The sequence below is a fragment of the Streptomyces sp. NPDC003456 genome, assembly GCF_042878735.1.
Taxonomy (GTDB): Bacteria; Actinomycetota; Actinomycetes; order Streptomycetales; family Streptomycetaceae; genus Streptomyces.
Genome location: NZ_JBIAOK010000004.1, coordinates 294,489 through 320,155 on the forward strand (window position 1 = coordinate 294,489; position 25,667 = coordinate 320,155).

Annotated in this window: 23 protein-coding genes; 12 read left to right on the forward strand and 11 right to left on the reverse strand. The window is 72.8% G+C overall.

The annotated features are described in order from the left end of the window. Positions 1–2: 2 nt before the first annotated feature. The gene (locus ACFYWG_RS17525; RefSeq protein WP_389202057.1) at positions 3–710 is read right to left on the reverse strand and encodes a hypothetical protein; all 708 of its coding nucleotides are present in this window, start codon (positions 708–710) and stop codon (positions 3–5) included. 404 nt (positions 711–1,114) lie between these two features. Between ACFYWG_RS17525 and ACFYWG_RS17530 the strand changes: the two genes are divergently transcribed. The 3 genes from ACFYWG_RS17530 (at position 1,115) to hutH (ending at position 5,119) form a co-directional block, all read left to right on the forward strand. Further along, entirely contained in the window at positions 1,115–1,915 is an 801-nt protein-coding gene (locus ACFYWG_RS17530; protein WP_376328858.1) for an enoyl-CoA hydratase/isomerase family protein, read from the forward strand. A 410-nt stretch (positions 1,916–2,325) separates the two neighbouring features. Further along, complete coding sequence (locus tag ACFYWG_RS17535) at positions 2,326–3,477, forward strand: diguanylate cyclase domain-containing protein (RefSeq protein WP_383506024.1); 1,152 nt, start codon at positions 2,326–2,328, stop codon at positions 3,475–3,477. A gap of 103 nt (positions 3,478–3,580) precedes the next feature. Further along, positions 3,581–5,119, forward strand: coding sequence for a histidine ammonia-lyase (gene hutH, locus ACFYWG_RS17540; RefSeq protein ID WP_389202753.1), 1,539 nt, complete (start codon positions 3,581–3,583; stop codon positions 5,117–5,119). Between the two features lie 105 nt (positions 5,120–5,224). Here the strand turns inward: hutH and ACFYWG_RS17545 are convergent, their stop codons facing one another. Further along, positions 5,225–5,539 carry an LPXTG cell wall anchor domain-containing protein gene (locus ACFYWG_RS17545; protein ID WP_389202060.1) on the reverse strand — a complete coding sequence of 105 codons (315 nt, stop codon included), beginning with the start codon at positions 5,537–5,539 and terminating at the stop codon, positions 5,225–5,227. 109 nt (positions 5,540–5,648) lie between these two features. Here ACFYWG_RS17545 and ACFYWG_RS17550 point away from each other — a divergent pair, with 109 nt between their 5' ends. The 3 genes from ACFYWG_RS17550 (at position 5,649) to ACFYWG_RS17560 (ending at position 11,170) form a co-directional block, all read left to right on the forward strand. Beyond that, complete coding sequence (locus ACFYWG_RS17550) at positions 5,649–5,981, forward strand: hypothetical protein (RefSeq protein ID WP_389202062.1); 333 nt, start codon at positions 5,649–5,651, stop codon at positions 5,979–5,981. A gap of 275 nt (positions 5,982–6,256) precedes the next feature. Continuing rightward, on the forward strand, positions 6,257–7,507 hold the full coding sequence (locus tag ACFYWG_RS17555) for an Ig-like domain-containing protein (protein ID WP_383506033.1): 1,251 nt from the start codon (positions 6,257–6,259) through the stop codon (positions 7,505–7,507). Positions 7,508–7,915: 408 nt separating this feature from the next. Beyond that, positions 7,916–11,170, forward strand: coding sequence for a S8 family serine peptidase (locus ACFYWG_RS17560; RefSeq protein WP_389202755.1), 3,255 nt, complete (start codon positions 7,916–7,918; stop codon positions 11,168–11,170). Positions 11,171–11,247: 77 nt separating this feature from the next. On the opposite strand, the gene ACFYWG_RS17565 is transcribed toward ACFYWG_RS17560, so the two are convergent. Then, entirely contained in the window at positions 11,248–12,162 is a 915-nt protein-coding gene (locus tag ACFYWG_RS17565) for a helix-turn-helix domain-containing protein (protein WP_376328871.1), read from the reverse strand. Between the two features lie 180 nt (positions 12,163–12,342). Between ACFYWG_RS17565 and ACFYWG_RS17570 the strand changes: the two genes are divergently transcribed. Together ACFYWG_RS17570 and ACFYWG_RS17575 are read left to right on the forward strand one after the other, a co-directional pair. After that, positions 12,343–13,383: an NAD(P)-dependent alcohol dehydrogenase gene (locus tag ACFYWG_RS17570; RefSeq protein ID WP_389202065.1), complete on the forward strand. Its 1,041-nt coding sequence runs from the start codon at positions 12,343–12,345 to the stop codon at positions 13,381–13,383. A gap of 212 nt (positions 13,384–13,595) precedes the next feature. Further along, positions 13,596–13,979: a VOC family protein gene (locus ACFYWG_RS17575; protein WP_376328876.1), complete on the forward strand. Its 384-nt coding sequence runs from the start codon at positions 13,596–13,598 to the stop codon at positions 13,977–13,979. A 55-nt stretch (positions 13,980–14,034) separates the two neighbouring features. On the opposite strand, the gene ACFYWG_RS17580 is transcribed toward ACFYWG_RS17575, so the two are convergent. The 5 genes from ACFYWG_RS17580 to ACFYWG_RS17600 form a co-directional block, all read right to left on the reverse strand. Then, positions 14,035–14,724 carry a DUF4389 domain-containing protein gene (locus tag ACFYWG_RS17580; RefSeq protein WP_383506041.1) on the reverse strand — a complete coding sequence of 230 codons (690 nt, stop codon included), beginning with the start codon at positions 14,722–14,724 and terminating at the stop codon, positions 14,035–14,037. A 188-nt stretch (positions 14,725–14,912) separates the two neighbouring features. After that, positions 14,913–16,103, reverse strand: a complete 1,191-nt coding sequence (locus ACFYWG_RS17585; protein WP_389202068.1) for an MFS transporter — start codon at positions 16,101–16,103, stop codon at positions 14,913–14,915. Between the two features lie 60 nt (positions 16,104–16,163). Next, entirely contained in the window at positions 16,164–17,282 is a 1,119-nt protein-coding gene (locus tag ACFYWG_RS17590) for an AI-2E family transporter (protein WP_383506076.1), read from the reverse strand. Between the two features lie 129 nt (positions 17,283–17,411). After that, complete coding sequence (gene msrA, locus ACFYWG_RS17595) at positions 17,412–18,080, reverse strand: peptide-methionine (S)-S-oxide reductase MsrA (RefSeq protein ID WP_389202070.1); 669 nt, start codon at positions 18,078–18,080, stop codon at positions 17,412–17,414. Between the two features lie 122 nt (positions 18,081–18,202). Beyond that, positions 18,203–19,321, reverse strand: a complete 1,119-nt coding sequence (locus ACFYWG_RS17600; RefSeq protein WP_389202072.1) for a hypothetical protein — start codon at positions 19,319–19,321, stop codon at positions 18,203–18,205. 173 nt (positions 19,322–19,494) lie between these two features. Between ACFYWG_RS17600 and ACFYWG_RS17605 the strand changes: the two genes are divergently transcribed. Continuing rightward, positions 19,495–20,649: a cystathionine gamma-synthase gene (locus tag ACFYWG_RS17605; RefSeq protein ID WP_376328889.1), complete on the forward strand. Its 1,155-nt coding sequence runs from the start codon at positions 19,495–19,497 to the stop codon at positions 20,647–20,649. Positions 20,650–20,744: 95 nt separating this feature from the next. Here the strand turns inward: ACFYWG_RS17605 and ACFYWG_RS17610 are convergent, their stop codons facing one another. From ACFYWG_RS17610 to ACFYWG_RS17620, 3 genes are all read right to left on the reverse strand, one after another. Beyond that, on the reverse strand, positions 20,745–20,993 hold the full coding sequence (locus ACFYWG_RS17610; RefSeq protein ID WP_383506054.1) for a hypothetical protein: 249 nt from the start codon (positions 20,991–20,993) through the stop codon (positions 20,745–20,747). A 37-nt stretch (positions 20,994–21,030) separates the two neighbouring features. Next, a complete protein-coding gene (locus ACFYWG_RS17615) occupies positions 21,031–21,531 on the reverse strand; it encodes a sigma factor-like helix-turn-helix DNA-binding protein (protein WP_383506057.1) in 501 nt (166 codons plus the stop codon). A 201-nt stretch (positions 21,532–21,732) separates the two neighbouring features. Beyond that, positions 21,733–22,239, reverse strand: coding sequence for a MarR family winged helix-turn-helix transcriptional regulator (locus ACFYWG_RS17620; protein WP_376328896.1), 507 nt, complete (start codon positions 22,237–22,239; stop codon positions 21,733–21,735). A gap of 164 nt (positions 22,240–22,403) precedes the next feature. Between ACFYWG_RS17620 and ilvA the strand changes: the two genes are divergently transcribed. The 3 genes from ilvA to ACFYWG_RS17635 all read left to right on the forward strand — a co-directional run bounded on the left by ilvA (position 22,404) and on the right by ACFYWG_RS17635 (position 25,636). After that, the gene (gene ilvA, locus ACFYWG_RS17625; RefSeq protein ID WP_389202076.1) at positions 22,404–23,633 is read left to right on the forward strand and encodes a threonine ammonia-lyase; all 1,230 of its coding nucleotides are present in this window, start codon (positions 22,404–22,406) and stop codon (positions 23,631–23,633) included. A 165-nt stretch (positions 23,634–23,798) separates the two neighbouring features. Next, complete coding sequence (locus ACFYWG_RS17630; RefSeq protein WP_376328901.1) at positions 23,799–24,782, forward strand: ATP-binding cassette domain-containing protein; 984 nt, start codon at positions 23,799–23,801, stop codon at positions 24,780–24,782. Then, positions 24,779–25,636 carry an ABC transporter permease gene (locus ACFYWG_RS17635; RefSeq protein WP_376328903.1) on the forward strand — a complete coding sequence of 286 codons (858 nt, stop codon included), beginning with the start codon at positions 24,779–24,781 and terminating at the stop codon, positions 25,634–25,636. The genes ACFYWG_RS17630 and ACFYWG_RS17635 overlap by 4 nt, the downstream gene beginning before the upstream one ends. The last annotated feature ends 31 nt before the right edge of the window (positions 25,637–25,667 follow it).

The window sequence follows — 25,667 nt, forward strand, 5'->3', positions numbered from 1 at the left end:
CCTCAGCGGCGGGCATCGAGCGGGGTGTCGACGCACACGCCGACGACCGGCACGCACAGTCCCGGATCGCGCGGCTCGTCCGGCTCTCCCCGAGAGGGCGGCGGCGGTGCGGGCGTGGTCCGGCTCGGTGGTGGTGCGGGCCGGGCCGGAGCGGGTTCCGGGGCGCCCGGCGAGGCCGTCGGGGCCGGGGCCCGGGGTGTGTCCGGCGCGTTCGGCTTCTCGGGGATGCTCGTCGACCCGGCCCCGGACCCGGGCGCCGTGGGGGCCGCGCCGGGCGCGCCCGTGGTGCCTCGCGGGCCGTCGGCGCCGGCCGCGGAGGTCGTGGCGGGTGTCGCCCCCTTCGTGAAGGGGGACGGGGTCAGGCCGCCGAGGGCGGTGGGCGACGAGGGGCCCGCGTCGGGCGCGTCGGGAGAAGGCGCGGTGGCGTAGTCGGCCCCGTCCGTGCCGGTGGTGACGGGGCTCGGGGCAGGGCCCGCCTCGTGGGTGCCGGTGCCGTCGGGGGCCGGTCCCGGGGACAGGCGCAGCAGACTCAACGCCCCGGCGGCCAGGGCGAGCCCTCCGGCGGCGAGCAGCACCTTGCGGGGACGGGGCTTGCGGTGCCGTCCACGTACGCGGGCCAGGAGCTTGCCGCTCCCGGCCCGGGCGGTCGTGTCCGTCCCCGCAGCCGGGACCGGGGTCGGCCGTTCGGCGCTGGGCCGGACGGCTTTCACAGAGGCAGGGGCAGCGGAAGGGACGGGGGCGGGTGCGGCCGGCGGGGTGACCGGCTCGCCCCGGGGAGTGGCCGGCTTGCGCGGAGTGGCCGGCTCCCGAGCAGTGGCCGGGCGCTGACGGCGCTGGGCCGTCGTCGAGGCCGTGTTCCGTCGTGGCTGTGGTGTCGCCGGTCTCTTCGTCGTCATGCTGTGGATCCCTCCCCGATGCCCGCGCGCCCCCGATGCGCCATGGCTGACGCACGTTATGCGCTGCCTTGGGTGATCGGGCCGGAGTGGGGAGGACTTCACTCGAACGGGTGGGCGGGCCATGGGTGGGAACCGGACGGGTCGGCCCTTCCGCCGGTGGGGCGCGGCTGCGATGATCTGAGCGGTGTCTTGTTAACCCGCGTTAACCGGAGGGTGTCATGAGTGAGGAACGGTTCGGGGAGTTCGTGCTGGTGCGGCGGCATGAGCAGGGGCACGTCGCGGAGCTCGTCCTCGACCGGCCCAAGGCCATGAACGCCGTGTCGACCGAGATGGCGCGGTCCCTCACCGGTGCCTGCACGGCGCTGGGGCAGGACCGGGACGTACGGGTGGTCGTCCTGACCTCCACGCACGAGCGGGCGTTCTGCGTCGGGGCCGACCTGAAGGAGCGGAACTCGTTCAGCGACGCCGACCTGCTGCGCCAGCGGCCGGTGACGCGCGGGGCGTACACCGGGGTGCTGGAGCTGCCGGTGCCGACGGTGGCGGCGGTGCACGGGTTCGCGCTGGGCGGCGGGTTCGAGCTGGCCCTCGCGTGCGACGTGATCGTGGCCGACCGTACGGCCGTGGTGGGGCTGCCGGAGGTGTCCGTGGGCGTGATCCCCGGCGGCGGCGGTACGCAGCTGCTGCCGCGCCGGGTCGGGGCGGCCCGGGCGGCCGAGCTGATCTTCTCCGCGCGCCGGGTGGAGGCCGTGGAGGCGGGCGAGTTGGGGCTGGTCGACCAGGTCGTCGAGGCCGGCCGGGACCGCGACGAGGCGCTGGCGCTGGCCGCGCGGATCGCCGGGAACTCCCCGGTGGGGCTGCGCGCGGCGAAGCGGGCGCTGCGGCTGGGCCAGGGACTGGACCTGCGGGCCGGGCTGGAGGTCGAGGACGCGGCGTGGCGGACCACGGCCTTCTCGGGAGACCGCGCGGAGGGCGTGGCAGCCTTCAACGAGCGCCGCAAACCGGAGTGGCCCGGGGAGTGAACGGCCGAACCGCGGGGCGGCGGCCCGACAATCCACCGCGCTGCCGCCAGCGGCCCGATGCCTCCTGCCCGGCGGCGCTTCCCGGGACGCCGTTGCCGCGCCGGGCCGCTGCATTGGGCCGCTGCATTCGGGCCGCCGCTTGGGGCCCGGCGGCGCACCCGGGCGCCGGATCCGCCCGGGACGCCGTCGCCGGGCTGCCCGCACCCGCGTCGCCGGGCCGCATGGGCCCTCCCGCCGGCCCGACCTGCCCCGCGCCTGCCCACCTGCTTGCCGGCCCCGCCTGCCCCATTCGGCCTAGGCGTCGCACACGTATCCCCGGCCCTCACCCGCTCCCTTCAAAGCGGCGACATTCCCTCCCCGTTCGCGCCATGAACAGGTCGGTTTGGCTGAAAACTCCCTAGCCTGGAGTGATGGGTGAGGACAGACGGCTGGTGGCCGTCGTCGCGTTGGCTCAGGGGATGGCGGCCGCGCACGGGTCGCGTGAGGCGTGGCGTGCCGCGGCCACCGGGGCGTGCCGGGCGCTGGGCGGGAGTTTCGCCGCGCTGTCGGTGTGGGAGCGGGAGCTGGGGCGGCTGAAGGTCCTCGTGAACGTCGGGGAGCTCGCCGAGGGGGAGGAGGAGTTCCCCGAGGACGAGTCCTACCCGGTGCACCAGTTCGCCGAGATCACCGAGTTCCTGCACGAGCAGTGGGCCGGCGGCGGGGAGCCGGACGCCTGGGTGGAGACGGCCGAGGGGCCCGCGGGCGGACAGCCCGGCTACTGCCACCAGCGCGTCGCCGCCCTGCGCCGCCGGGGCCGCGGCTGCTGCGTGGTCGCGCCCATCGTGCTGCACGGCAGGGCCTGGGGAGAGCTGTACGTGGCCCGGCCGGTGGGTGAGCCCGTCTTCGGGCGGGCCGACGCCGACTTCGCCACCGTCCTGGCCTCCGTCGTGGCCGCCGGCATCGCCCAGACCGAGCGGCTGGAGGAGGCCCGGCGGCTGGCCTTCACCGACTCCCTCACCGGACTCGCCAACCGCCGGGCCGTCGACGTACGGCTGGAGCAGGCGATCGAGCGGCACCGGCGGGAGGGCGCCGTGGTCAGCCTGGTCGTGTGCGACCTGAACGGGCTCAAGCGGGTCAACGACACGCACGGGCACGCGGCCGGCGACCGGTTGCTGGAACGGTTCGGCTCGGTGCTGTCGCTGTGCGGGGCGATGCTGCCGGGGGCGCTCGCGGCCCGGCTCGGCGGGGACGAGTTCTGCCTGCTCGCGGTCGGGCCGCCCGCCGACCAGGTGGTGAAGGCGGCCGGTGAACTGTGCCGCCGGGCGGCCGAGTTGGAGCTCGGCGACGGCGTGGCCTGCGGGGTCGCCTGCACCGAGGACCCGATCGGGACGGTGCGCTCGGCCCGCCGGCTCTTCCGGCTCGCCGACGCGGCCCAGTACAAGGCCAAGGCGGAACGGGCCGCCACGCCCGTCGTCGCCGGCCGGGCCGGCCCCGACGACCCCGTCCTGCGGCTCGCCGACGAGCCGTCCAAGGAGGCGGCCGACGGGGAGCGCCGCAGCTTCCGCGGCCGGCACGCGCCCTGAGCCGGGCGGCGGCCCCCGGACGCTGTGACGTATCGGTAAGGGGTGACCCCGGTCCCCAGTGGTGACATCAACGAATTCACTGCGTACGCTCCTGAATATGGATATGCACACTGTGGTGGTGGGGACGTCCGGGACGACGGCGTCCGACGTGCTCGCCGTGGCGCGTGCCGGAGCCCGCGTCGAGCTCTCCGAGGAGGCCCTGGCCGCCCTCGCCGCGGCCCGCGAGATCGTGGACGCCCTGGCGGCCAAGCCCGACCCCGTCTACGGCGTGAGCACCGGCTTCGGCGCCCTGGCGACCCGGCACATCAGCCCCGAGCTGCGCGCACAGCTGCAGCGCAACATCGTCCGCTCGCACGCCGCCGGCATGGGCCCGCGGGTGGAGCGGGAAGTCGTCCGGGCCCTGATGTTCCTGCGGCTGAAGACCGTCTGCTCCGGGCGCACCGGCGTACGGCCCGAGGTCGCGCAGACCATGGCCGACCTGCTCAACGCCGGGATCACCCCGGTCGTGCACGAGTACGGCTCCCTCGGCTGCTCCGGCGACCTCGCGCCGCTGTCCCACTGCGCGCTCGCGCTCATGGGCGAGGGCGACGCCGAGGGCCCCGACGGCGTGGTGCGCCCCGCCGCGGAACTGCTCGCCGCGCACGGCATCCAGCCCGTCGAACTGCGCGAGAAGGAGGGCCTCGCCCTCCTCAACGGCACCGACGGCATGCTCGGCATGCTGATCATGGCCCTGGCCGACCTGGAGACCCTCTACCGGTCCGCCGACGTCACGGCGGCCCTGTCGCTGGAGGCCCTGCTGGGCACGGACAAGGTCCTCGCCCCCGAGCTGCACGCCATCCGGCCCCACCCCGGCCAGGCCGCCAGCGCCGCCAACATGCTGGCCGTGCTGAAGGGCTCGGGCCTGACCGGCCATCACCAGGACGACGCCCCGCGGGTCCAGGACGCCTACTCGGTGCGCTGCGCCCCGCAGGTCGCCGGGGCCGGACGCGACACCATGGCCCACGCCCGGCTGGTGGCCGACCGCGAACTGGCCGCCGCCGTGGACAACCCCGTCGTCCTGCCCGACGGCCGGGTGGAGTCCAACGGCAACTTCCACGGGGCGCCCGTCGCCTACGTGCTGGACTTCCTCGCCGTCGCCGCCGCCGACCTCGGCTCCATCGCCGAGCGCCGCACCGACCGGCTGCTCGACAAGAACCGCAGTCACGGACTGCCGCCGTTCCTCGCCGACGACGCCGGTGTGGACTCGGGCCTGATGATCGCTCAGTACACGCAGGCCGCCCTGGTGAGCGAGCTGAAGCGGCTCGCCGTGCCGGCCTCGGCCGACTCGATCCCGTCCTCCGCCATGCAGGAGGACCACGTCTCGATGGGCTGGTCGGCGGCGCGCAAGCTGCGCACGTCCGTGGACAACCTCACCCGCGTGCTGGCCGTCGAGCTGTACGCGGCGACCCGCGCCGTCGAACTGCGCGAAGGGCTCGCCCCGGCGCCCGCGACGCGGGCCGTCATCGACGCCCTACGGGAAGCGGGAGTTCAGGGTCCGGGGCCGGACCGGTTCCTGGCGCCCGACCTGGCCGCGGCGGACGCGTTCGTGCGCGACGGGCGGCTGCTGGCCGCGGTGGAGGCGGTCACCGGACCGCTCCGCTAGCTCCGGCGGGAGCCACGGGCGAGCAAGGGGGCCCTGCCGTACGGCAGGGCCCCCTCACGCGCGGTCAGGAACCGGCTCGCGCAGCGGCCGGGACCCCGAAGGCCGTCAGAGACCGAGCCGCTCCCGGCGGACCGAGTACACGACGAACCCGGCGCCCAGCGCCAGGCAGAAGGTGCCGCCGATGACGTACGGCGTGCTGTCGAAGCTGCCGGTGTCGGCGAGCCGGGTCCCCGGCACGGAGCTGTCGGCGGTCGTCGCGGCGATCCTGGCCTGCTCCGTGACCTGCGGCGACGGACCGGCCGGGACCGCCTCTCTCACCGGGGTCTCCGACGTCGCGTTGGCGGACGGGACGAACCACATGGCGCCCAGCAGGGTCGCCGCGGCAGTGGCGGTCAGCAACGGACGGCGAGCGGATGACACGGAATATCGATCCCCTTGTGGCGTCGGCGAATTGGCCGTGTGGGGCGATGTTAGTGAAAGTCGCGGGTCACGGGAAAGTCACGAGTGGGCCTCGACGTACGCTCGCGCCATGAGCACTCCTGAGACATCACGCTTTGTACGGCTTCGGGTGGACCTCGTCCTCGAAGTCGAGGACGCCGACGCGGTCACCAAGGCCGCGCTGCGCCGGATCGGGGAGGACGACGGCATGCCGGCGGCCGAGCGGGCCCACGCCGAAGGTGCTGTGACGGAAGACACCGCGGAGGCGCTCGCCTACCTGGTCGATCCGTTCGACCTGGTCAGCGAGGTGCCGGGCGTGGAGCTGCAGCAGGCCTCCTGGAGTGCCGAGCGGGTCGACCACGACCCCGATGCACAGGACTGGGACCTCGACGAGGATGATGGGGACGACAGCAACGACGGCTGACCGCACGGGAGAACCGGCCCCGGGCGGCGACCGTTCGCCCGGGGTCCTCGCTTTTCCCTCGACGCGCCGGCCGCACCCGCCTCGCCCGGCACCGTGCGCCGCGGACGTGTCGATCCCCACACCTGTGCCACTGGGGAACCGGACCGACCGGCCGTAGCGTTGAAAGTTATCGACGGGGACTCCCGGCCGGGACTCACGCGGCGCCGCGTGGGCACTTGGTCGGTGGCGGGGGACTCGGCGTTCTGGGGAAATCGGCAACGATGGAGAAGCGTGTGATGACGGTCAGTAAGCGGCGCAGGGGCCTGACGGTCGCGTCCGCACTGCTCGGCGGAGTGCTGGTGCTCTCGGCCTGTTCCGGCGGCGACGACAGCGCCTCCGGCGGGGACGGCGGCGACAGCTCCCAGTCGAAGGTCGACGAGGCCGCGGCCAAGAAGACCTCCGAGGCCCAGATCAAGATCACACCCAAGGACGGCTCGAACAACGCCTCGATCAACAACTCCGCGGCCGTCACCGTGAGCAAGGGCACGCTCACGGAGGTCAAGATGACCACGGCCGACGGCACCGAGGTCAGCGGCCAGATATCCGCCGACCGGAAGAGCTGGAAGCCCAGCGCGCAGCTGGAGCGGTCGACCACCTACAAGCTGGCGGCCGAGGCGAAGGACGCCGACGGGCGCGTCGCCCACGAGAACGCCTCGTTCACCACGGTCTCCCCATCCAACAGCTTCATCGGCAACTTCACCCCGGACGACGGCACCACCGTCGGTGTCGGCATGCCGGTGTCGATCAACTTCGACAAGGCGATCACCGACAAGGCCGCGGTCCAGAAGGGCATCACGGTCAGCACCACCAGCGGCCAGGAGGTCGCCTGCCACTGGTTCAACGCCAACCGCATGGACTGCCGCCCCGAGGACTACTGGAAGGAAGGCTCCACCGTCACGCTGAAGCTCGCGCTCGACGGCGTCGAGGGAGCCAAGGGCGTCTTCGGCGTCCAGCAGAAGACGGTCACCTTCAAGATCGGCCGCAACCAGGTCTCCTACGTCGACGCGAAGACCAAGCAGATGAAGGTCACGCAGGACGGCAAGGTCGTGCGGACCATCCCGATCTCGGCCGGTTCGCCGGAGAACAAGACCTACGAGGGCGTCATGGTGATGTCCGAGAAGTTCAAGGAGACGCGCATGAACGGCGCGACCGTGGGCTTCACGGACGACGACGGCAAGGGCGAGTACGACATCAAGGACGTGCCGCACGCCATCCGCCTCTCCAGCTCCGGCACCTTCATCCACGGCAACTACTGGGGCGCCAAGTCCATCTTCGGCAGCGCCAACACCAGCCACGGCTGCGTCGGACTCCAGGACGCCAAGGGCGCGGACGACCCGGACACGCCGGGCGCCTGGTTCTTCGACAACTCGATCCTCGGTGACGTGGTCGTCGTCGAGAACACCGGCGACAAGACCATCGCGCCGGACAACGGCCTCAACGGCTGGAACATGAACTGGGCCGACTGGAAGGCCGGTTCGGCCGTCTGACGGACCGCCCGGTCCACGCGAGCACCCAGGCCGCCGCCCACCCGCCGAGGGTCGGGCGGCGGCCTTCTGCCGCTCCCCGCCGCACAGCCGCCGCCACCCGGGGCCGCACCGCCGCCGTCAAGGGGGCGCACGCGGCCTCGACTCTCCAGTGCTGTAACGGAGTTCCCGCGGTCGTGTAACAACCGGCCGACGGATCCCTCCCCCTCCGCCCACCCCTTGAGCAGCTGATCACCCCGTCGGCATACTGCGTCCTCCGGGGGGCGTACGCGTATGCGTGCGAGACCACCCCCGGCCGGGTGAACGGGGATTCACCCGGTCCTTCTGCAAGGGGGAAACTTGCGCAGACAAGTGAACAGGGCGTGCGCGGCCACGGTCGCCACAGCGGCAGCCGTGGCTCTGGCGGCGGGCATGACCGGCCCGGCGTCGGCCAGCGGCGAGCAGGCGGCCGCGGCCGCCGCGCCGGCCGCCCGGACCGCCGAGCACCGCATCACTCTCATCACCGGCGACCGGGTCGCGCTGGACGCCAAGGGCCGCGTCGTCGGCTTCGAGCGGGCCGAGGGCCGTGAGGGCATACCGGTCCAGGTCCGCAAGATCGACGGGCACACCCTGGTGATCCCGGCCGACGCGGCCCGGTTGGTCGCCACCGGCAGGCTCGACCAGCGGCTCTTCGACGTCACCGAACTCAACAAGTCCGCCACCCGCAAGGCCCAGAAGAAGGGCCTGAAGGTCATCGTCGGCTACCGGGGCGGCGCCGCAGCGGCCAAGGCCGACGTCCGCGACGCGGGCGCCCTGCGCCACACGCTGAAGAGCCTGAACGCCGACGCCGTGCAGACGCCGCAGCAGGACGCACCCGACCTCTGGGAGGCCGTCACCGACGGCGACCGCACCGCCTCCGGCATCGCGCACGTCTGGCTCGACGGCGTGCGCAAGGCCAGCCTCGACAAGTCCGTCGCCCAGATCGGCGCCCCCAAGGCCTGGTCCGCCGGGTACGACGGCAAGGGCGTCAAGATCGCCGTCCTGGACACCGGGGTCGACGCCACCCACGAGGACCTCCAGGGCCAGGTGGCCGGCGCCAAGAACTTCAGCGCCTCGCCCGACGCCTCCGACAAGGTCGGCCACGGCACGCACGTCGCCTCCATCGCGGCCGGCACCGGCAAGAAGTCCGGCGGCGCGTACAAGGGCGTCGCGCCCGGCGCCAAGATCCTCAACGGCAAGGTCCTCGGCGACGACGGCTTCGGCAACGACTCCGAGATCCTCGCCGGCATGGAGTGGGCCGTCGCCGAGGGCGCCGACGTCGTCAACCTGAGCCTGGGCGGCGGCGACACGCCGGAGATCGACCCGCTGGAAGCGGCGGTCAACAAGCTCTCCGAGGACAAGGGCGTCCTGTTCGCCATCGCCGCGGGCAACGAGGGCGACTTCGGCGAGCAGACCATCGGGTCCCCGGGCAGCGCCGCCGCGGCCCTGACCGTCGGCGCGGTCGACGACAAGGACAAGCTCGCCGACTTCTCCAGCCGCGGTCCGGGCATGGACGGCGCCCTCAAGCCGGACGTGACCGCGCCCGGCGTGGACATCACGGCCGCCTCCGCGAAGGGCAACCAGATAGCCGGCGAGGTCGGCGAGAAGCCGGCCGGCTACATGAGCATCTCCGGCACGTCGATGGCGACCCCGCACGTCGCGGGCGCGGCGGCGATCCTCAAGCAGCAGCACCCGCAGTGGAAGTACGCCGAGCTCAAGGGCGCGCTCACCGCTTCCACCAAGGGCGGCACGTACACGCCGTTCCAGCAGGGTTCGGGCCGCATCCAGGTCGACAAGGCCATCAAGCAGTCCGTGGTCGCCGAGCCGGTGTCCGTGAGCTTCGGCGTCCAGCAGTGGCCGCACACCGACGACAAGCCGGTCACCAAGGAGCTGACGTACCGCAACCTCGGCACCGAGGACGTCACGCTGAAGCTGGCGTCGACCGGCACCGGCCCCAAGGGCCAGGCCGCCCCGTCCGGCTTCTTCAAGCTCGGTGCCACCTCGGTGACGGTCCCCGCGGGCGGCAAGGCGTCGGTGCCCTTCACCGTCGACACCAAGCTGGGCGGCACGCTCGACGGCGCCTACTCCGCGTACGTGACGGCCACGGGCGGCGGCCAGACCGTGCGCACGGCCGCGGCCGTGCAGCGGGAGGTGGAGTCGTACGACGTCACGCTGAAGGTCCTGGACCGCGACGGCAAGCCGGCGAAGAACTACAGCGCCGACCTGTACGGCATCGCGGGCCTGGCCAAGGGCAAGGGGGCCTCGCCGTACGAGGCGGACGGCACGGTCACCGCGCGCCTTCCCAAGGGCACCTACGTCCTCAACAGCAGCGTCTACGTCGGTGACGACCCGGAGACCTTCAAGGGCGCCGACTGGCTCGCCCAGCCCAAGCTGAAGGTCGCCAAGAACACCGCCGTCACCCTGGACGCCCGCAAGGCCCGGCCGGTGGACATCACCGTCCCGGCCACGGGCACCAAGCCGGAGTTCGCCTCGGCCGACTTCACGGTCACCCAGGGCAGCAGCGACTACGGCTTCGGCTGGTGGCTGGACTCCTTCTCCGACATCCGCACCGCCCACGTCGGCCCGCAGATCACCGACGGCTCCCTGACCCAGCAGTGGGACGGCCACTGGAGCAAGGGCGGCAAGGAGGAGTACAACACCATCGCCGGCGGCCCGGTCAAGCAGCTCGCCACCGGCTTCACCAAGCACTACAAGGCGAGCGAGCTGGCCACGCTGAAGGTCGGGCTCGGCGGCCCCACGAACGCCACGAAGGGTGCGGTCGAGGCCATCGGCTGGATGCCGTGGAGCACCACCGCCACCTCCGTCGGCCTGTCGCAGACCCTGCAGGGCACCCGGACGCTGCACCTGTCCGCGCAGGGCGGGGTGCGCTGGCAGCTCGAGTTCGCCCAGTACGGCGGGGTGGACGAGGACGGCTTCCCGATCACCGAGGCCGCCTACTCGATGGGCGAGCGGAAGTACACGGCCGGCAGGAGCTACTCCACGACCGTCAACACGGCCGTCTTCGGACCGCGCCTGAGCACCGACTTCGGCGTCTTCCGCGAGGGCAACAAGATCTTCGGCTCCCTGCCGCTGTTCGCCGACGGCAAGGGCAACGTGGGCTACTCCCGCTTCACGTCGTCCGCCACCACCCTGTACCGCAACGGCGCCAAGATCGGCAGCAACGACGACCCGCTGTTCGGTGACAAGCCGTTCAAGGTCCCGTCCGCCGACGCCGAGTACAAGCTGTCGACGTCGGTCATCCGCAGCGTCAAGGTCGCCGCGGCCTCCACCCGCATCGACGCGAGCTGGACGTTCCGTTCCAAGAAGACCACCGGCCTGAAGCAACTGCCCGCCTCCACGGCCGTCTTCCACGCCGCCACCGGCTTGGACAACAAGGTCGCGGCCGACCGGACCGTCAAGGTCCCGGTCACCGTCGAGGGTGCGGCCAAGGGCGCCAACCTCAAGTCGCTGTCGGTGTACGTCTCCTACGACTACGGCCAGACCTGGAAGAAGCTGACCGTCAAGGACGGCAAGGTCAGCGTCAAGAACCCGGCGAAGGGCAAGGCCGTCTCCTTCCACGCCAAGATCGCCGACAAGAAGGGCAACAAGTCGACGATCTCGATCTACAACGCGTACTACGGCAAGTAGCCCGCAGGCACCACCGCACGAAACGGCCCGCCGGAGGCTTCACCCTCCGGCGGGCCGCCGCGTTCGGCCCGCGCGGTTCAGTCCGTGGGAGCCGATGCGCTCGTGCCCGCGCGGGTGGCGTCCGTGCCCCAGCTGGCCAGGAGGCGCAGGGCCTCGGCCGAGGGCGTGTCCGGGTCCGCGTGGTAGGTGATCAGGGACTGCTCCGCGTCGTCGACCAGGCGGAACGTCTCGAAGGAGAGCGTCAGGTCTCCGACCAGGGGGTGGCGCATGCGCTTGACTCCGTGGCTCTTCTCCTTGACGTCGTGGGCGGCCCAGAGCCGGCGGAACTCCTCGCTCTTCACCGACAGCTCACCGACCAGCGCCGACAGCTGCGGGTCGTCCGGGTGGCAGCCCGCGTCCATGCGCAGGTAGCCGACGATGTCGGCCGCCTTCTGCTCCCACTCCACGAACAGCTCGCGGTACTCCGGCCGCAGGAACACCATCCGCGCCCAGTTCCGCTCCTGCGCCGGCAGCTCCGCCCAGTCCCCGAAGAGGGCCGCGGCCATCCGGTTCCAGGCCAGCACGTGCGAGCGGCGCCCCACCACGTACGCCGGCACGCTGTCGATCGCGTCCAGCAGGTGCCGCAGCGCCGGCCGCACCTGCTGGCTGCGGGCCGCCGGCTTCTTCTTGTGCTGCTTCGGCTTCGCCAGATGCGTCAGGTGCGCGTGCTCGGCGGTGCTCAGCCGCAGGGCCCGCGCGATGGCGTCCAGCACCTCCGCCGACACGTTGTGCCCGTTGCCCTGCTCCAGCCGCGTGTAGTAGGCCACGGACACCCCGGCCAGCTGCGCCAGCTCCTCCCGGCGCAGCCCGGGCACCCGGCGCCGCCCGAAGTCGGGCAGTCCCACGTCCTCGGGCTTCAGCCGAGCCCGCCGCGTGCGCAGGAACTCGCTCAGCTCGGCCCGCCGGTCCAGACCGCCGCCGCTGCTCGGGGTGGTTTCGGGCTGTACGTCCATGCCGTCCAGTATTCCTGGTCGTACGCACACGAGCCTGACCCCGCCAGTGGTACGCACGGCGTACGTACGCAAAAGCGTGGTCTGGGTAGCGGCTCGCCGATCGCGCAGGCTGGTGGTCGTGCCCGGGAAGAAGATCCAGAAGGCAGCCGGGCACACCCCGTCGCTAGGAGAACCCCCGGCATGACCACCGTCGCTGCGTACGCCGCTCCCGCCCCCAAGGCCCCGCTGGAGCGCACCACCATCGAACGCCGCCAGGTCGGCGAGCACGACGTCCTGATCGACATCAAGTTCGCCGGCATCTGCCACTCCGACATCCACCAGGCCAACGAGGGCTGGGGCGAGGGCATCTTCCCGATGGTCCCCGGCCACGAGATCGCGGGTGTCGTCTCCGAGGTCGGCCCCGGCGTGACGAAGTTCGCCGTCGGCGACCGCGTGGGCGTCGGCTGCATGGTCGACTCCTGCCGCGAGTGCGAGAACTGCAAGGCCGGCCGCGAGCAGTACTGCGTCAAGGGCAACATCCCCACCTACAACGGCATCGGCAAGGACGGCGAGCCCACCTACGGCGGCTACTCGCAGAAGGTCGTCGTCGACCAGGACTTCATCGTCCGCATCCCCGACGGCCTGTCCCTGGACGTCGCCGCGCCGCTGCTGTGCGCCGGCATCACCCTCTACTCGCCGCTCAAGCGCTTCGGCGCCGGCCCCGGCAAGAAGGTCGCCGTCGTGGGACTCGGCGGTCTCGGCCACATGGGCGTGAAGATCGCGCACGCGCTCGGCGCCGAGGTGACCGTGCTGTCGCAGTCGCTGCGCAAGCGCGAGGACGGCCTGAAGCTGGGCGCGGACCACTACCACGCCACCAGCGACCCGAAGACCTTCGAGGAGCTGGCCGGCACCTTCGACCTGATCGTCTCCACCGTCTCGGCCCCGCTGGACTTCGGCGCGTACCTGTCGCTGCTGAAGACCGAGGGCACCCTGGCCAACGTGGGCGCCCCCGAGGAGCCCATCTCCCTCAACCTGTTCTCGGTGATCGGCGGCGGCAAGTCCCTCGCCGGCTCCATGATCGGCGGCATCGCGGAGACCCAGGAGATGCTCGACTTCTGCGCCGAGCACGGCCTGGGCGCCGAGATCGAGCTGATCCGCGGCGACCAGATCAACGAGGCCTACGAGCGGGTGCTGGCCAGTGACGTGCGGTACCGCTTCGTGATCGACACGGCCACCATCTGAGACCGCGCGGTCGCCGTACGACCCGGGGGCCGGGCCACGCCCCGGCCCCTGCCCCCCCCCCGAGGGCCCCGGCCACGAGCCCGGCCCCCTGCGACGAGGGCCCCGGCCACGAGCCGGGGCCCTCGGGCGTCTCCTGATGCGCGCGCACCCGCAGCCGGGTACACAGGGGGGAGTGCACCTCGGGTTCACCGCTCCGCCAGGGGAGGCCCGCCATGACCGTGCAGCTGAACCACACCATCGTCGCCTCGCACGACAAGCGCGCATCGGCCCGGTTCCTCGCCGGCATCCTCGGGCTGGAGGTCAGCCCGCCCTACGGCCCGTTCCTCCCGGTCGAGATCCCCAACGGCGTCACCCTCGACTTCATGGACAGCCCCGGGGCCATCACGCCGCAGCACTACGCCTTCCTCGTCTCGGAGGACGAGTTCGACGAGATCTTCGGCCGCATCCGGGAGGCCGGGGTGACGTACTGGGCGGATCCGTTCCACAGCCGCCCCGGCGAGATCAACCACCACGACGGCGGCCGCGGCACCTACTTCGACGACCCCGACGGCCACCGCCTGGAGATCATCACCCGGCCCTACGGCAGCGGCGGCTGATCCGGCACCCCTCCCGCCCGGACGTGCCCCGGGCGGCACGCCCGGCTGCCGCGTGTCAGTACCTGCCGAGCGGGTCCGCGGCCGGGCCCGCCGCAGCGGGCTCCCGTCCGCCCTGGTCCAGCCGGAACGGCGGGTACCGGTCGGTCATCAGCGCGGCGTACGCCGTCACCCGCGCCACCCAGCGGGCCAGCCCGAGCAGGAAGTCGAAGAGCGGCCGGGGGTAGCGGGCGGTGAACAGCAGGACGACCACGGCGACCAGCGAGAGGAAGGGGATCAGCCCGGCGCCGCGCCAGCCCTCGCCGCCGTCCCACCCCCAGCCGCCCCCGACGAAGATCCCGACCACCACGTACTGCGGGATCGCCAGCAGCCACCACTTCACCAGGACCAGCCCGCGCGACAGCCGCTCCGGGTAGGCCACGTCGAGACGGGCCGGGTAGTCGGGCACGTCGGCGAGGGTGAACGGCGGGTAGCGGTCGGTGCCGAGCGCGGTGTGGGCGTAGTAGCCGACCCGCCAGCTCCAGCGCATCACGCCGACGTTGAAGTCGAACAGGGGCCTGGGGTACCGCGCCGTGAACAGGATGGCGAAGAACGCGATCACGGTCACGACGAAGAAGGCCAGGGAGAGGAAGAACAGCACGATGTAGTGCGGCACGGCCAGGAGCCACTTGACCAGCCACAGCCAGCGGGAGAGCCGGGGGTCGACGTCGGCCTCGACCCGCACGGGCGACGGGGGGACGGGCACCATGGGGCGACTCCTTTCGCGGACCCCCGAGGCGCGTCCAGGCTCACACCGCGGACACCTGCCCGCGACTTCGCCGCGTCCGTCCGTGTGGGCGGGCACCGGGCGGCGGTGGGTCCATGCGGGCGGGCGGCCGTCGCCGGTGCGTGCCGCGCGGGCGGCACCGGTCACCGTCGGGCCTGGTCGGCCCGTGGTCACGCCGCGGTGCGGACCGGGCGGCGCAGCAGGTAGAGGGCGGCCGTGGTGACCAGCACGCCCATGCACGCGATGAACACCAGCCCGGCGCCCTCCAGGCCGAGCGGTTCCGTCAGCAGCCCGACGCCGATCACGGGCACCGAGATCCCCGCGTACGCGACCACGAACAGGGTCGAGATCACCGCCGCCCGCCGGTCCGCCGGTGACGCCGCGGCCACCGAGGACAGCGCCCCGCGGAACGCCAGCCCCTGCCCGGCACCGCCGACGAGCGCGCTCAGTACCACCAGGACCAGCAGGTTCCCGTGCAGGGCGCCCGCGAGCAGCAGCAGTCCAGCGAGCAGCAGGGCGCAGCCCAGCGGCAGCGACCGGCCGACCCCGATGCGCCCGACCGCCAGCTGCCCGGCGGTGGAGGAGAAGAAGGCCAGGGCAACGACCAGCCCGCTCACCGCGTGGTCGTGCAGGTCCAGGGACTGGGCGAGGAACGCCGGGCTGACGGCCGTGAACACCCCGAACAGCGCGAACCCCACGAACGACGCGGTCGCCGCCGGGCCGAACACCGCCCGCACCTGGGCGGGCAGCGCGGGCCGCTGCGGCCGGACGGTCCGCAGCGGCCGCAGCTCCCGTACGGTCTCCGGCAGCCGCAGCAGGACGGCGGCCGACGCCGCGACCAGGGCGAGGTGCACGACGAACGGCAGATAGAGCGGCCAGGGGGCGTACTGGGCGAGCAGTCCGGCCAGCAGCGGACCGCAGCCGAGTCCGCCCATGTTGGCGGCCGTCGCCACGAAGGTGGCCCGGGAGGCCCCGCCGCGGGGCGCCAGCTCCATCACGTACGCGGTGGCGGCGCCCGTGAACAGGCCCGCCGACAGCCCCGACAGCAGCCGCCCCGCGTACAGCCAGCCCAGCCCCGTCGCGCACAGGAAGCACACGGCGCTCGCCGCCGAGAACCCCAGGCCGCCCAGCAGCACCAGCCGGCGGCCCACGGCGTCGGAGGCGTTGCCGGCGAGCAGCAGCACACCGATGACGGCGAAGGCGTACACCGCGTAGACCACCGTGACGGTGAGCTCGGAGAAGTCGAGCTTCGCCTGGTAGAGGGGGTAGAGCGGGGTGGGCAGCGTGGTCCCGGCCATGCACACGGCGAACACCGCGCCGGCGAGCAGACACCGCAGCCATCCCGGACGATCACCGTTCATGGGCCGACGGTATCCCCGCGCGGCCCCGTCACCCGGGCACGGCGGGGCGGCCGGTGGCCGTCAGGGGGTGACGGGGTCGGCCGGGTCGATGCCGTCCGTGCCGGTGCCGCCCGTGTCGGGCCCGGCCGCGGGGTCGGCCAGCTGCTCGCGGACGTAGTTCCACACCACCGCGATCAGCGCCACGACGGGCACGGCGAGCAGACTGCCGACGATGCCGGCGAGGCTGCCGCCCAGGGTGACCGCCAGCAGCACCACGGCCGCGTGCAGGCCGAGGCCCCGGCTCTGGATCATGGGCTGGAAGACGTTGCCCTCCAGCTGCTGCACCACGACGATGATGGCCAGCACGATCAGCGCGTCCATGAGGCCGTTGGACACGAGCGCGATGAGGACCGCGACGAACCCCGCGAAGAAGGCACCGATGATCGGCACGAACGCCGACACGAAGGTCAGCACCGCCAGGGGCAGCACCAGCGGCACGTCCAGGATCCACAGGCCCAGACCGATCAGCACGGCGTCGATCAGGCCGACGGCGGCCTGGGAGCGCACGAACGCGCCGAGGGTCGCCCAGCCGCGGTCGAAGACGGTGGGCACGTCGGTGGCGAGCCGCCCGGGCAGCTGACGGCCGAGCCAGGGCAGGAACCGCGGTCCGTCCTTGAGGAAGAAGAACATCAGGAACAGCGCGAGGACGGCCGTGACGACGCCGTTGACCACGGTGCTCACACCCGTGACGACCGCGCCGACCATGCTGCCCAGGCCCTCCTGGGCCCGTGCGACGGCACTGTCGAACGCCTTGTTGATCTGCGCGTCACCGATGTTCAGCGGCGGCCCGGCCGCCCACTCCCGCAACCGCTGGATGCCCTCCACGACCCCGTCGGTCAGCTCCCCGGACTGCGAGGCCACCGGTACGGCGATCAGCGCCACGACGCCCGCGGCCAGCAGCAGGAACAGCACGGTCACCACGGACGCGGCCAGCGCGGGCGCCCAGCCGCGCCGGCGCAGGTACCGGGCGGCGGGCCAGGTCAGCGTGGTCATCAGCAGCCCGACCACGAGCGGCCAGACGATCGACCACATGCGGCCCAGCAGCCACAGGGCCACCGCCGTCGCGGCGAACACCAGCAGGAACTCGGCGGACACCCGCGCGCTTATCCGCAGCGCGGCACGGGACTTGTCGGAACTCAGGGGCGCAGTCACGCAGGCACCCTATTGGGTGCCCGCCGGGGACCGGACCCCCGTGTCACCTCCGGTTTCCCGCGGGCCGGTCCCAGCCGCCGGGCTCCTGCCGACGGCCCTCGGGCGAAGGGCCCGCCCTCAGCCCTCGGCCCGCGCCACACCGACGGGGCAGGAGACCCCCGTCCCGCCGATGCCGCAGTACCCCGCCGGGTTCTTGTCCAGGTACTGCTGGTGGTACGGCTCGGCCGGGTGGAAGGGGCGGTCGGCCGCCGGGAGGATCTCGGTGGTGATCGCGCCGTGGCCCGACGCCGTGAGGACCTTCTGGTAGGCCTCGCGGGAGGACCTGGCCGCGGCCTGCTGCTCGGGGGAGTGGGTGTAGACGGCCGAACGGTACTGCGTACCCACGTCGTTGCCCTGGCGGAAGCCCTGCGTGGGGTCGTGCGACTCCCAGAACGTCTTCAGCAGGCGCTCGTAGGAGATGTGCCGGGGGTCGTACACCACCCGGACGACCTCCGTGTGGCCGGTCAGGCCCGAGCAGACCTCCTCGTAGATGGGGTTCTCGGTGAAGCCGCCCTGGTAGCCGACCAGAGTCGTCCAGATTCCGGCGGGCAGCCGCCAGAACACGCGCTCGGCACCCCAGAAGCAGCCCAGTGCGAAGTCGGCGGTCTTCAGGCCCTCGGGGTAGGGGCCGAGCAGCGGGTTGCCGAGGACGGTGTGGCGGCCGGGCACCGTGAACACCGGCTCCGGTCGGCCCTTCAGCGCCTGCTCGGGCGTCGGCAGCCGGGGCGTGCGGCTGTACAGGAACATGCGGGCTCCTCTTGGGTGGACGCCCCCTTCAACCCGCCCCGGCCGTACGGCATTCCGGGGTGGGGCGGCCGGTCGGAGTCCGGGCGGCGGGAACGGGCCGGCCCGCCGGCGAGCGGTCGGGCTCAGTGCGGCAGGCTCGCCGGGCTGCCCCCGTTCGCCTCGTAGCCCGCCACCGCGAGCGCCCGGTAGACCGCGAACTCCGCCGCCGGGTCGGCGGACAGCGTCCACGGCAGGGCGCCCACATGGCCGTCCACCTGCACCAGCTGGCTCATCGCCTCCGACCAGCGCTCGCTGCGGACCAGGAAGAACACCAGCATGTGCCGCACGTGCGCCAGCATCGGGTCGTCCGGGCGGGCCGAGTGGACCGCGTGCAGCGCGCCGTGCATCGCCTTGGTGACCACCTCGCTCTGCCAGAAGCTGCTGACCAGGGTCACCTCGGGAAGGTGCTCGAAGACCGCGAACAGCGGCATGGCCGCGAGCAGCGAGCCCCGCGGGGCGCGGGCCGCGGCGGCCTCCGCGAACGCGTACGCCTCCTGCCGGGAGCCGTGCCACTTCTCGCACCAGTAGTGCAGCGCGGCCAGATGCGCCCCCATGTGGACCGGGGCGCGGTCCAGGATCTTCAGCCACACCTGCTCGAAGTCCTTCTGCGAATAGCCCAGTCCACGGGCCACCGACAGCTCGACGATGTAGGGGACGGGGTCGCCGGGGGCCAGCAGCGCGGCCTCGCCGCACGCCGCTCGGGCCTCCTCCATGATGATCCGGAACTCGTCCGTCCCGGGCGTCGCCGTCCGCCACGCCTGCTGGACCAGGAACTCGGCGTGCACCGCGGCGCCCCCCGCGTCCTTGGGCGCCTCGGCCCGCCACACCCGCAGCCACTGGCCGCCCGGCGAGTCGCCCACCCCGCCGGGCCGGCGGGCGAGCTCCAGCGAGGCCGCGCCGGCGAAGGCCTGCACGCGCTGCCAGCGGCGCTCGCCCTCGGTCTCCGTGCCCGCCAGGAGCTGCCGGGCCGCGCGGTGGTCCTGCGTGCGCTGCACCACGTCCAGGACGTCCAGCAGGTCCTGGTCGGGGCCGGGCATGCGGATGTCGAGCTCCTCCTCGCGGACGAAGCCGTAGTTCGCCGGGTCCGCGGCGTCCGGGTGGTCGGGCGAGACCAGCCCGACCGCACCGCGCCTGCGCCGGAGGAAGGGAAGCAGCACGAAGCCCAGCATGACCAGCGCGATCAGGACCCAGAGAATCTCCATGCAACAAGCGAACCAGACCGTGCCGACAATTGGCCAACCTGCTCCCCGAACCTGTGGAAAACCCCGGTCCGGCCTCACGCGGCCCCGGGGGAAAACCCTCGAAAACGCCGCCGCGGCGCCCGCGCCGCCCCGTCCCACGGCACTCCGCGTCCCGGCGCACTACCCTCGGGCCCATGAGCGACAGGCACATCAGTCAGCACTTCGAGACGCTCGCGATCCACGCGGGCAACACCGCCGACCCCCTGACGGGCGCGGTCGTCCCGCCGATCTACCAGGTCTCCACCTACAAGCAGGACGGTGTCGGCGGCCTGCGCGGCGGCTACGAGTACAGCCGCAGCGCCAATCCGACCAGGACCGCGCTGGAGGAGAACCTCGCCGCCCTGGAGGGCGGCCGGCGCGGTCTGGCGTTCGCGTCGGGGCTGGCGGCCGAGGACTGCCTGCTGCGCACGCTGCTCGCCCCCGGCGACCACGTGGTCATCCCCAACGACGCCTACGGCGGCACGTTCCGGCTGTTCGCCAAGGTCGTCGCCCGGTGGGGCGTCGAGTGGTCGGTGGCCGACACCAGCGACCCGGCCGCCGTGCGCGCCGCCCTCACCCCGAAGACCAAGGTCGTGTGGGTGGAGACGCCCTCCAACCCGCTCCTCGGGATCACCGACATCGCCGCCGTCGCCCAGGTCGCCCGGGACGGGGGCGCCCGCCTCGTCGTCGACAACACCTTCGCCACGCCCTACCTCCAGCAGCCGCTGTCGCTGGGCGCGGACGTCGTCGTGCACTCCCTGACCAAGTACATGGGCGGCCACTCCGACGTCGTCGGCGGCGCGCTGGTCACCGCCGACGCCGGCCTCGGCGAGGAGCTGGCCTTCCACCAGAACGCCATGGGCGCGGTCGCCGGCCCCTTCGACTCCTGGCTGGTGCTGCGCGGCACCAAGACGCTCGCCGTGCGCATGGACCGGCACAGCGAGAACGCCGCCAAGGTCGCCGACATGCTCTCGCGGCACGCGCGTGTGACGAGCGTGCTGTACCCGGGCCTGCCGGAGCACCCCGGCCACGAGGTCGCCGCGAAGCAGATGAAGTCCTTCGGCGGCATGATCTCCTTCCGCGTCGAGGGCGGCGAGGAGGCGGCCGTCGAGGTCTGCAACCGCGCCAAGGTCTTCACGCTGGGCGAGTCCCTGGGCGGCGTGGAGTCGCTGATCGAGCACCCGGGCCGGATGACTCACGCGTCCGTGGCCGGCTCGCTGCTGGAGGTCCCCGGTGACCTGGTGCGGCTGTCGGTCGGCATCGAGAACGCCGACGACCTGCTGGAGGACCTTCAGCAGGCGCTCGGCTAGGGCCGTCAAGGCCGGGCGGCTCGGTCCGGAGCCGCTCCGGCCGGGTCACCAGCCGTTGAGGGGCGGGGCCGACTCCGAGGGCGGTTCCCGCCGGGTCACCAGCCGGTGAGGGGCGGGGTCGTCTCCGAGGGCGGCTCCACCCACGGCTGGACGGTCAGCGCCCACACCGCGAAGGCCGTCGCGGCCGCGACGAGCAGCAGCCACAGCAGACGGCGGGCCAGCGCCCTGCGCCGCAGCATCCGGCCGCCCCGGCGCACCGCCTCCTCGTGGATCCCGGGCGGCACCGTGCGCTGCCCCTGCTCCAGCAGCCGCCGCAGGGCGGCCTCGCGGTCGTTGCCCCTCATGCCGGGCTCCGGGGGCGCACCGCACGGGCCGTGCCGGTCATGACGGCACCGCCTTCGCCGCCGTGACGGCCGGGGCCTGATTCCGCGGCCCGTGCAGCAGGGCCGACTTCGCACGGTGGCAGATCGCCCGTACGCGCTCCGTGGACAGGCCGAGCAGGGCCGCCACCTGCTCCTCGGCGACGCCCTCGTGCAGCCGGAGCACCAGCACCAGCCGCTCCTGCGGACCGAGGGACGCCAGCGGCCCGCAGGCCCGTGCCCGCAGCCCCGGAACGGCGTGGTGGTGCCACGCGCCGCGGGCGAAGCGCGTGGCCAGGTACTGGCGGGTGCGGTCGTACGGGTCGTCGCCGCGCAGCCGGTCCCAGCACGCGTACGTGTGCGCCAGCGCCCGTGTCAGCAGCCGCCGCGCCCGGGGGTTGTCGTCCGGGGGCTCCGCGGTGAGCAGGGTGGCGGCGTGCAGCAGCCGCCCGGCCGCGCCCGCGACGAACGCCTCGAACTCACGGGCCCGGCGGGCTGCCTGGACAGCGTGCCGCTCTCGCACCGCGCCTCCCGCCCGACGGCGACCCCGGGGATGCGGTCCCGGCCGCAGCGGGCAGGGACCCGGTCTCATATGAGACCGGCGACGCCTGCGCGGTCAAGAGCCGCGCAGCACCGGAAACGACCCTCACGCGCGCCGCCCGGACGACGGTGTCGGCGTCCGCCTCCGAGTGCCCCGCGCGTGTGCGGTCCGTCCGTGCGGTGGTCAGGACTCCGGCTGGGCCTCCGGGCCGGGCATCCCCTGGGCCGCCATCCGGGAGGACAGGGCGCTGTTGAAGCGGGTCAGGAGGGAGCAGAACGCCTCGCGCTCCTCCGGCTGCCAGTCCTGGGTCAGCTCCGCCATCAACTGGCGCCGGGAGGAGCGCACTTCCTCCAGGCGGGCCTGCCCGCGCGGGGAGAGCTGCAGCACCACCGCGCGCCCGTCCTCGGGGTGGGAGGTGCGCTTGACGAGGCCGGTGTCGACGAGCGGAGCCACCTGGCGGGTGACCGTCGACGAATCGATCCCCATGCTCGCGGCGAGCGCCTTGACGCCCATGGGACCTTCCTTGTCCAGACGGTTGAGCAGCAGGTACGCGGCGCGGTCCATGGAGTTGCGCACCTGCCCCACCCCGCCGAGCCGGGTCTGTTCGGCGCGGCGGGCGAACAGCGCCACCTCGTGCTGCAGCGTGTCGAGGAGACCGCTGTCACCGACGGTCGTCATGTCCATCGACATTCCAGGTGTTGTGGGCATGGCCGGGGGCTCACTTCGTGGAGGGCTGGCAGATTGGGGGACAGGGTACGCGGCCGGGGGGCGGGCCGTACCGGCGCTGCGCAAAGCGGGTCTCGGAGGTTGGTCACAACGGTCGTTCCCGCCCGTGAACTGCGATGCTGGGTGTCATGAGCTACACCACGGCTGACTCCTTGCGCACCGTCACCCTCGACGACGTGCGCGGCGCCCAGAAGATGCTCGCGGGCGTGGCACGGGCGACCGCGCTGGAGGGCAGCAGGCACCTGTCCCGGATGGTGGGCGCGCCGGTCCACCTGAAGTGCGAGAACCTCCAGCGGACGGGGTCGTTCAAGCTGCGCGGTGCCTATGTCAGGATCGCCGGCCTGCTGCCCGAGGAGCGCGCCGCCGGTGTGGTGGCGGCGAGCGCCGGCAACCACGCGCAGGGGGTGGCGCTCGCGTCGTCGCTGCTCGGCGTGCACGCGACTGTGTTCATGCCGCAGGGCGCCCCGCTGCCGAAGGTCAGCGCGACGCGGGAGTACGGGGCCGAGGTGCGGCTGCACGGGCAGGTGGTCGACGAGACGCTGGCCGCCGCGCAGGAGTACGCGGCGCGGACGGGCGCGGTGTTCATCCACCCCTTCGACCACCCGGACGTCATCGCGGGGCAGGGCACGGTGGGGCTGGAGATCCTGGAGCAGTGCCCCGAGGCCGCGACGATCGTGGTCGGGATCGGCGGCGGCGGGCTGGCCGCGGGGATCGCGGTGGCGGCGAAGGCCCTGCGGCCGGACGTGCGGATCGTGGGGGTGCAGGCGGAGGGCGCTGCCGCCTATCCGCCGTCGCTGGCGGCGGGACGGCCGGTGACGGTGGAGAACCCGGCCACGATGGCCGACGGCATCAAGGTGGGACGGCCCGGTGACGTGCCGTTCGGCATCATCGGCGAGCTGGTCGACGAGGTCCGCACGGTCAGCGAGGACGAGCTGTCCGCCGCGCTGCTGCTGTGCCTGGAGCGGGCGAAGCTGGTGGTGGAGCCGGCCGGGGCGAGCCCGGTCGCCGCCCTGCTGAGCGCCCCGGCCTCCTTCACGGGCCCGGTCGTGGCGGTGCTGTCGGGCGGCAACGTCGACCCGGTGCTGATGGAGCGGGTGCTGCGGCACGGCATGGCCGCGCAGGGCCGCTACCTGGCGGTACGGCTGCGGCTGACGGACCGGCCCGGCGCCCTCGCGCAATTGCTGGGCGTGTTGTCGGTGGTCGACGCTAACGTCCTCGACGTGAGCCACGTCCGGACCGATCCGCGGCTCGGGCTCACGGAGGCGGAGGTGGAGCTGCACCTGGAGACGAAGGGGCCGGCGCACTGCGCCGAGGTGGGCCGGTCGCTGCGCGAGGCGGGCTACACGGTCATGGTCTGAGGCACCACGGGCCTGCCGGTGTTCCGGTGGGCGGGGGTCGACCCGTGATCACGGAGTGCGACGCGCGCGAACTCATTGTAAGACGCGATACATCGCGTTATGGTGTGTCCGTGAGCAACCTCACCGGACGTCCGTCCGGGATTCCCCGAAGACGTGGAGACTCATATGCCAGGCGCCATCTATGCCGAAGGTCTGGTCAAGACCTTCGGTGACGTAAGGGCCTTGGACGGCGTCGACCTCGATGTGCCCGAGGGCACCGTCCTCGGCCTGCTCGGGCCGAACGGCGCGGGCAAGACGACCACCGTCCGCTGCCTGACGACCCTGCTGCGGCCCGACAGCGGACGAGCGGTCGTCGCCGGTATCGACGTGCTGAAGCAGCCCGACGCCGTGCGCCGCTCCATCGGCCTGTCCGGCCAGTTCGCGGCGGTCGACGAGTACCTGACCGGCCGGGAGAACCTTCAGATGGTCGGCCGGCTCTACCAGATGAAGGCCGCAGCGGCGAAGCAGCGCGCGGCCGAGCTGCTGGAGCAGTTCCACCTCACCGACGCCGCCGACCGCCCCACCAAGACCTACTCGGGCGGCATGCGCCGCCGCCTCGACCTCGCCGCCGCCCTCGTCGTCTCACCGCCCGTGATGTTCATGGACGAGCCGACGACCGGCCTCGACCCGCGCAACCGCCAGCAGCTGTGGGAGGTCATCAAGCAACTGGTCTCCGGGGGCACCACCCTGCTGCTGACCACGCAATACCTGGAGGAGGCCGACCACCTGGCGCACGACATCGCGGTCGTCGACCACGGCAAGGTCATCGCCCAGGGCACCTCCGACCAGCTCAAGGCCCGTACCGGCGGGGAGCGCGTCGAACTCGTGGTGCACGAGCGCGAGCACATCGGCACTGCGGCCGAGGTCCTCGCCGGCTTCGGCAAGGGCGACACCACGGTCGAGGAGCACATGCGCAAGCTCACCACGCCGGTCACCGGCGGCGCCAAGCTCCTGGCCGAGGTCATCCGCGAGCTGGACACCCGCGGCATCGAGATCGACGACATCGGCCTGCGCAGGCCCACCCTCGACGACGTCTTCCTGTCCCTGACGGGACACGTCGCCGAGGCGAAGGACGAGGACGAGGACAGCGACAAGGAGGCCGCCAAGTGAGCGCCGTCACCGACACCGTGCGGGTCGCGCCGGCCGCGAACCCGATCAGCCAGTCGATCCGCGACTCGATGGTCGTCGCCCAGCGGAACCTGATCCGCATGAGCCGCATCCCCGAGATGATCATCTACGGCCTGATCCAGCCGATCATGTTCGTGGTGCTCTTCACCTACGTCTTCGGCGGCTCCATGCAGATCGGCAACAGCACCAGCGCCACCGACTACAAGAACTTCCTGATGGCCGGCATCTTCGCCCAGACCGTCACGTTCGCCACCGCCAGCTCCGGCGCCGGCATCGCCGACGACATGCACAAGGGCCTCATCGACCGCTTCCGCTCCCTGCCCATGGCACGCGGCGCGGTCCTCACCGGACGCACCCTCGCCGACTCGGTGCAGACGGCCCTGACCCTCGTCGTCCTCGCCGCGGTCGCCCTGCTGGTCGGCTGGCGCGTCGGATCCGACGGCAGCACCAACGCGGCCAAGGTCCTCGCGGCCTTCGGCCTGCTGCTCCTGCTGGGCTACGCGTTCACCTGGATCGGCGCGCTGATCGGCATGTCGGTGCGGACCCCGGAGGCGGCCACCTCCAGCGGCCTGATCTGGCTCTTCCCGGTCACCTTCATCTCCAACGCGTTCGTCGACACCAGCAACATGACCCCGTGGCTGCGCCACATCGCCGAGTGGAACCCGTTCAGCGCCACGGTGCAGGCCTGCCGTGTGCTGTTCGCCAACCCGGGCCAGTCCACCTCGGACGCCTGGCCCATGCAGCACCCCGTGTGGGCCTCGCTGATCTACTCGGTCGTCATCATCGCGGTGTTCCGCACCCTGGCGGTGCGCAAGTACCGCTCGGCGACCGCATGACGAAGCCCCCGGCGCCGCGGGGTGCCGGGGG

Bases quoted from the DNA above. Each gene is read 5' to 3' on its own strand.
- ACFYWG_RS17565 (WP_376328871.1), bottom strand. From the start codon at position 12,162: ATGGACGTACAGCCCGAAACCACCCCGAGCAGCGGCGGCGGTCTGGAC.
- ACFYWG_RS17580 (WP_383506041.1), bottom strand. From the start codon at position 14,724: ATGGTGCCCGTCCCCCCGTCGCCCGTGCGGGTCGAGGCCGACGTCGAC.
- ACFYWG_RS17570 (WP_389202065.1), top strand. From the start codon at position 12,343: ATGACCACCGTCGCTGCGTACGCCGCTCCCGCCCCCAAGGCCCCGCTG.
- ACFYWG_RS17555 (WP_383506033.1), top strand. From the start codon at position 6,257: ATGACGGTCAGTAAGCGGCGCAGGGGCCTGACGGTCGCGTCCGCACTG.
- ACFYWG_RS17610 (WP_383506054.1), bottom strand. From the start codon at position 20,993: ATGAGGGGCAACGACCGCGAGGCCGCCCTGCGGCGGCTGCTGGAGCAG.
- ACFYWG_RS17550 (WP_389202062.1), top strand. From the start codon at position 5,649: ATGAGCACTCCTGAGACATCACGCTTTGTACGGCTTCGGGTGGACCTC.
- ACFYWG_RS17560 (WP_389202755.1), top strand. From the start codon at position 7,916: ATGACCGGCCCGGCGTCGGCCAGCGGCGAGCAGGCGGCCGCGGCCGCC.
- ACFYWG_RS17620 (WP_376328896.1), bottom strand. From the start codon at position 22,239: ATGTCGATGGACATGACGACCGTCGGTGACAGCGGTCTCCTCGACACG.
- ACFYWG_RS17585 (WP_389202068.1), bottom strand. From the start codon at position 16,103: ATGAACGGTGATCGTCCGGGATGGCTGCGGTGTCTGCTCGCCGGCGCG.
- hutH (WP_389202753.1), top strand. From the start codon at position 3,581: ATGCACACTGTGGTGGTGGGGACGTCCGGGACGACGGCGTCCGACGTG.
- ACFYWG_RS17575 (WP_376328876.1), top strand. From the start codon at position 13,596: ATGACCGTGCAGCTGAACCACACCATCGTCGCCTCGCACGACAAGCGC.
- ACFYWG_RS17535 (WP_383506024.1), top strand. From the start codon at position 2,326: ATGGGTGAGGACAGACGGCTGGTGGCCGTCGTCGCGTTGGCTCAGGGG.
- ACFYWG_RS17530 (WP_376328858.1), top strand. From the start codon at position 1,115: ATGAGTGAGGAACGGTTCGGGGAGTTCGTGCTGGTGCGGCGGCATGAG.
- msrA (WP_389202070.1), bottom strand. From the start codon at position 18,080: ATGTTCCTGTACAGCCGCACGCCCCGGCTGCCGACGCCCGAGCAGGCG.
- ACFYWG_RS17605 (WP_376328889.1), top strand. From the start codon at position 19,495: ATGAGCGACAGGCACATCAGTCAGCACTTCGAGACGCTCGCGATCCAC.
- ACFYWG_RS17630 (WP_376328901.1), top strand. From the start codon at position 23,799: ATGCCAGGCGCCATCTATGCCGAAGGTCTGGTCAAGACCTTCGGTGAC.
- ACFYWG_RS17600 (WP_389202072.1), bottom strand. From the start codon at position 19,321: ATGGAGATTCTCTGGGTCCTGATCGCGCTGGTCATGCTGGGCTTCGTG.
- ilvA (WP_389202076.1), top strand. From the start codon at position 22,404: ATGAGCTACACCACGGCTGACTCCTTGCGCACCGTCACCCTCGACGAC.